The sequence below is a fragment of the Pseudoalteromonas sp. S554 genome (assembly GCF_005930865.1).
GTDB lineage: Bacteria > Pseudomonadota > Gammaproteobacteria > Enterobacterales > Alteromonadaceae > Pseudoalteromonas > Pseudoalteromonas marina.
The window spans coordinates 1-208 of record NZ_PNDV01000188.1; the positions used below are offsets into that span (position 1 = coordinate 1).

A 208-nucleotide genomic window follows, 5' to 3' on the forward strand; every position below is an offset into this window, starting at 1 on the left:
CTTTAATGTTGAGGTAGATGATATAGTAATGGTTAAAAAGGGACGAAAAGAAAAAAACTTACCCCGATGGTATGCTATTAAATTGTGCCAAGATTTAACGGGATTAAATTTGCAGGCATTAGCAGATGTTTTTAATGTTAAACACTATTCGGCCATATCAAAAGCTGTTGGTAGATTAAATGCATTAATTATTGAGAATAAGCAGGTT

General features: G+C 32.2%; 1 pseudogene. It reads left to right on the forward strand.

The window, feature by feature from the left end:
• Positions 1-208: pseudogene (locus tag CWB65_RS19970) on the forward strand (hypothetical protein); the annotation flags it as partial.